5 protein-coding genes are annotated in these 4,434 nt (G+C 41.0%); 3 read left to right on the top strand and 2 right to left on the bottom strand.

Features of this window, described 5'->3' with window-relative positions:
* Window positions 1-450 precede the first annotated feature (450 nt).
* Complete coding sequence (locus OCT63_RS21220) at window positions 451-1,029, top strand: hypothetical protein (protein ID WP_269984572.1); 579 nt, start codon at window positions 451-453, stop codon at window positions 1,027-1,029.
* A gap of 283 nt (window positions 1,030-1,312) precedes the next feature.
* On the opposite strand, the gene OCT63_RS21215 is transcribed toward OCT63_RS21220, so the two are convergent.
* Together OCT63_RS21215 and OCT63_RS21210 are read right to left on the bottom strand one after the other, a co-directional pair.
* A complete protein-coding gene (locus tag OCT63_RS21215; protein ID WP_016794592.1) occupies window positions 1,313-1,597 on the bottom strand; it encodes a type II toxin-antitoxin system RelE/ParE family toxin in 285 nt (94 codons plus the stop codon).
* On the bottom strand, window positions 1,590-1,832 hold the full coding sequence (locus OCT63_RS21210) for a type II toxin-antitoxin system ParD family antitoxin (RefSeq protein ID WP_016794593.1): 243 nt from the start codon (window positions 1,830-1,832) through the stop codon (window positions 1,590-1,592). Before OCT63_RS21210 ends, OCT63_RS21215 begins: the two co-directional genes overlap by 8 nt.
* 1,226 nt (window positions 1,833-3,058) lie before the next feature.
* Here OCT63_RS21210 and OCT63_RS21205 point away from each other — a divergent pair.
* Together OCT63_RS21205 and OCT63_RS21200 are read left to right on the top strand one after the other, a co-directional pair.
* A complete protein-coding gene (locus OCT63_RS21205) occupies window positions 3,059-4,003 on the top strand; it encodes an integrase domain-containing protein (protein ID WP_016794273.1) in 945 nt (314 codons plus the stop codon).
* A 124-nt stretch (window positions 4,004-4,127) separates the two neighbouring features.
* Window positions 4,128-4,304, top strand: a complete 177-nt coding sequence (locus OCT63_RS21200) for a hypothetical protein (protein WP_269984571.1) — start codon at window positions 4,128-4,130, stop codon at window positions 4,302-4,304.
* The last annotated feature ends 130 nt before the right edge of the window (window positions 4,305-4,434 follow it).

The raw sequence follows: 4,434 nt of genomic DNA, 5'->3' as shown, positions 1-4,434 counted from the left end.
ATCGGTGGCTGATGCGCGTCGCTCTGTCCAAAACATCTTGAATCCAAACAGAGTGCAGGAGTACTTGAAGTGCTTGCGTGATATGGCTATCATGAAAGGACTTAACGGGTTCTGAAATCGTTTAAGTATTCCGAAATAAACCAGCTCGCCAAAGCTGGTTTTTTCACATCTGGGAAATAGATTAATCCCAAAAGCGATTGATCTCAATGATCCTTTTAACCGGTCATGGCTTTCCCAAACAAAAAAGGCTCCCCAGTGGGAGCCTTTTTTGTTTCTAAATCACGGTGCAGATTAAGTGACGTTACGTTAAATACCCATCCAGCCACCTAACATGCACAACTACATTTTAAGTTTTTGAACTTTTGTTGAACATAAAAGATTAATCGGGCATAACAACGCACATAAATGGATTGTTGCCGAATAGAAAGCGTTAAAATTATTGAGGAAACCATGCATACAGACATGAAAAATGTGTCCGAACATTTGTTCAATTTGGGAGTTGGCGTTTTAGCTCAAGCCCAAAAGAATGTATTGTTTACTGGCTATGATACGAGAATTGATGAAGGAGTGTTCGGTGTACTTCAAACAGCACAAGCCGCAGAACTTCTGATTAAATCCGCAATAGCCAAACAACACCCACTACTAATTTTTTCTAACGTCCCTAAATCAACTTCAGTTAGTGGTGAGTTGCTATCGGTACAGGATATATTTGAAGATGGTAAGACGCATCAGTACGCGGACTTGCCAGAAAAGTTATGGGCTTCTACTGGATATAAGATCCCAAATTTAAAGACATATCGCAACTTTGGAAAACTCAGAAACACTATTCAGCACTTTGCTGTGCCCAGTGCAAACTTAAGAACTGAAGCCGTTAGTTTCATATATGATGTAATAGACCCCATACTTGAGCAGTTTTGGTCTGATTATGCGGTTAATTACATAGATTTAGAGGACGCGCAGGATGATATGTTTAGACTAATCATTCAGCATGATGTTATACCTAGGCATCCTGACGTAAAAAAACTCTAACTAGTTGCTTAAGAGTAATTAAGCACTCGTGGCATTAGAAAATCGGTGTTCATTATTCCTATTATGGTAAATAGCAAAGTTTGCTATCAGAAATAGACCTCAGAAGCCCTCAAACGCTCTTAGCGAAGATTTTGGACACTTGATCAAGGCAATATGCTTCCATAGCACCTTGTAAGTTTGTGACGATTTCAGAGCGATTTACAGGGCAAAACCTAGCGTGTTCATTTGAAACAAAAAACGCCCTCTAAGGGCCGTTTTTTGGTGTTTGTAAGTCGAACTACTTTTAAAGATGCAACATAGGGTTCATCTGGTGATGCAAAATGCGGATGACAAAAATATCAAAATCTCGAACTCGATAAAAAATAGCGTGCTTTTGATGATCATGCCGGCGAATGCCAGGACGAAGGTCAGAACAATCTCGACCGATAAAAGGGGCTTCAGACACCGTTTGAAGGCACAACTCCATTTCCTCGGTGTAATTGTCTGCTTGTTCTTCACCAAAATTTAAGAAGGTATATTCGTAGATATCCCCAAAGTCATCCGCGGCTTTTTGGGATAGCTTATACATGCAATCGAGCCTTTCTCATTGCAGCCACATCTTTCAAGGACAGTGAACTCTCTCCACTCGATTCACCCTCATCTAAAGCTTTACGCAACAAATTTTGCTGATTTTCTTGCTGCTCGAGTAAACGTAATGCGCTTCTCATTACTTCACTCGTAGAACCATAACGACCTGTTGCGATCATTCTTTCAATAAAACAATCAAGAGATTCTCCGATTGTAACGCTTGTTGTTCTAGCCATAAAATCACCATGTGTTAATTATTAACACAACTAGTATACCTCTTCATTTTCTCTTTTTCGCTAATTGCTTATCACACCATGCCATGAGCTGTTCGGCTTTCAATGTTATTACCCCCAGAGCCAACATACCCAAGATGTAACCCCATCCCAAAACATGTCCCCAACTCGGTACATTGTCACTCACAACAACGAAAACAGCACAAAATGATAGCGCTGTAAAAATAACTCTAACAAACATCTAAAACCTCAAGATCAACCTCATAGTCTTAAAACCATAACACTAGATTTTAAGTTCCAAAATTCACCTCAAATCTTGATGTAGCCAAAGTTTTGGAAAACAAAATGAATGTGCTAAGTTACTTGAAGATTAAGTCTTGAGCCGAAAGTCCTATTTGGACTTTCTCTAAGTGTCCCAATGTAGGGACAACAATCGTGGTTATGCTTTTAGCATATTAGGCTGACGCAGAATGCGTATGGGAAGGTTGAAACCTTCCAGAAGTAGCAGCACCACATACCTACTTCCAAAATTAAGATTTCTACACACCATTAAGGTGTAGTTCGTCACAGTCGATAACGTGACACTGTGAAAATACAGTTCGACTCATCAAGCTAGAACCCGAAAGGGTCAAAAGTCATCTATAGACTTAAAAAGAAAAACAACGCACCCAGGTGCGCACCTTCGACTAGTTGAAACCTGCAGGATAGGTTCATTACGCTACGACCAGGTAAACCATTCAGTAGAACCCGAAAGGGTCTTCCATTAAGAAGAAGCAGAATACGGATTTATTAAGTCCGCCATTTTGCACATCTAAATCTACTCGCCCTTATTGGGCTTTCAGAAACTCTATTTTCAGAAATGGGAATAGAACAAGTCGTCTAAAATTTTTTATAAAAAATTTTAGACGACGGACTAAACCACCAAGTAACTCCGTTTAATGTTGCCTTAAAACAGCATGTTAGCTGTTCTCATCTCAAACATTTCTCGGAAGTTTTTGGAAGTTTATCCACCCAAAAGCCATTTATGGCACAGCATCAAGGACACCGTATCACTGGTATTAGGCCAGTGATTAATGCCACCGGTCGAGATGCACTCGCTTCAAACTCGAAACACATCACGGGGATGCAATAAGCCCACAACGTGATTATGGAAGTGCAACCTTAAATGCACGTTATCTCTTACCTCTACGTTACTAACGAGCACAATCGAGTCGAAAATGGATAGAAACATGAACGCCCGAAATTTCGGGTTAAGATCGAGCAATATGGGACGAGCATTGACCACGGCCTATCAACTCAAAAGCAATGGAGACAATACAAAAAACCAATGCAAGACCGCACTCAATGATTTTGTGCAACACCTCAAAGAGCATGGAATAAACGATTTAAAAAAGGTCGAAAGATCTGACGTTCTCAGCTACGCGCAATCCCTCAATGAAAGGTTTGAAAAGGGAGAACTCTCTGCATCTTCCGCTCAGAACTACCTAAGTAAAGTGAATGTGGCCATGGAAAACGCTCGGTTGGACAAAGCATGTCGCGTTGAGGGAGTAAAGGAAGCGGGACTACCAAACCGAACAGGCATTGCGAATCAGGATCACAGCGTCACTCAAGATCAGCACCATCAAGCCTTAAAAACGCTTTCACCGCGCCTGTCTGCTCAACTCGAACTACAAAGAACAATGGGGTTGAGGTTAAAAGAGTCCTGCCTTATCGATGCAAAAGGCACACTCCAACACGCTAGAGAGACAGGCGTGATTAAGATTGAATTAGGAACGAAAGGAGGACGATACAGAGAGTTCAATATCAACAATCAAGAGCAAATAAGAGCACTTGAAAGAGCCTCAGAAATCCAAGGTGAACACCGAAGCATGATCCCAAATGAATTGTCTTGGAAGCAATACCAAAACCAATGCCACCGAGAGATACAAAAAGTAGGTATAAAGTTTCATGGTGAACGACACCACTACGCAAACCAAAGATATGAAGAATTAACAGGCGTAGAAAGCCCCGTAAGAGCGAAGTTAGCGCATGGAAAGGCCCACTTAAAACACCTAGCCCAACAACGAAACATCACACTCATAGAAGCCAAACAAATCGACCAATCAGCAAGATTACAAATCGCCCAGGAACTTGGACATGGAAGAATAAGAATAACGAACAACTACATGGGATAAAAACATGCATAAGCACACCCATTATTTAATCCGACAAACCATGAGTTCCTACACAACAAAAGGGAAAAAATCGGCTTACAAAAAAAAACAAATGACTCGGCTAGTCAGCATATTAGAGGAAATAATGAATAAGGAAGGCGATCCTAGGTTAGAAGCGATAGGAAAGAGGCAAATCATTCGTTACTGGAAATCCATTGAAGACGAAAGCAACAAAACAAGGAGAGAAAAATATTCGATACTGTGTAAGTTCTTCAATCGATACAACCCGAAGATCACAGTACCGGAACCAAGAGAACACTAACGCGCTTCGCTTATAGGATTTGCAAAAGCAAGGGGAAGACAGAAAGTATAAACAAGGCGACAAAACCAACCCTTTCGGCTGCGCCGACCCCTACCCATTTCGACTCAATTTTATGAGTGATTTGGGTATC

The sequence above is a fragment of the Vibrio sp. RW genome (assembly GCF_027587105.1).
Classification (GTDB): Bacteria; Pseudomonadota; Gammaproteobacteria; order Enterobacterales; family Vibrionaceae; genus Vibrio; species Vibrio toranzoniae.
This window is presented reverse-complemented; position numbering and strand designations above follow the sequence as displayed.

Excerpts from the sequence above, each read along its gene's own strand:
- OCT63_RS21220 (WP_269984572.1), top strand. The coding sequence starts at position 451 with ATGCATACAGACATGAAAAATGTGTCCGAACATTTGTTCAATTTGGGA.
- OCT63_RS21215 (WP_016794592.1), bottom strand. The coding sequence starts at position 1,597 with ATGTATAAGCTATCCCAAAAAGCCGCGGATGACTTTGGGGATATCTAC.
- OCT63_RS21210 (WP_016794593.1), bottom strand. The coding sequence starts at position 1,832 with ATGGCTAGAACAACAAGCGTTACAATCGGAGAATCTCTTGATTGTTTT.
- OCT63_RS21205 (WP_016794273.1), top strand. The coding sequence starts at position 3,059 with ATGAACGCCCGAAATTTCGGGTTAAGATCGAGCAATATGGGACGAGCA.
- OCT63_RS21200 (WP_269984571.1), top strand. The coding sequence starts at position 4,128 with ATGAATAAGGAAGGCGATCCTAGGTTAGAAGCGATAGGAAAGAGGCAA.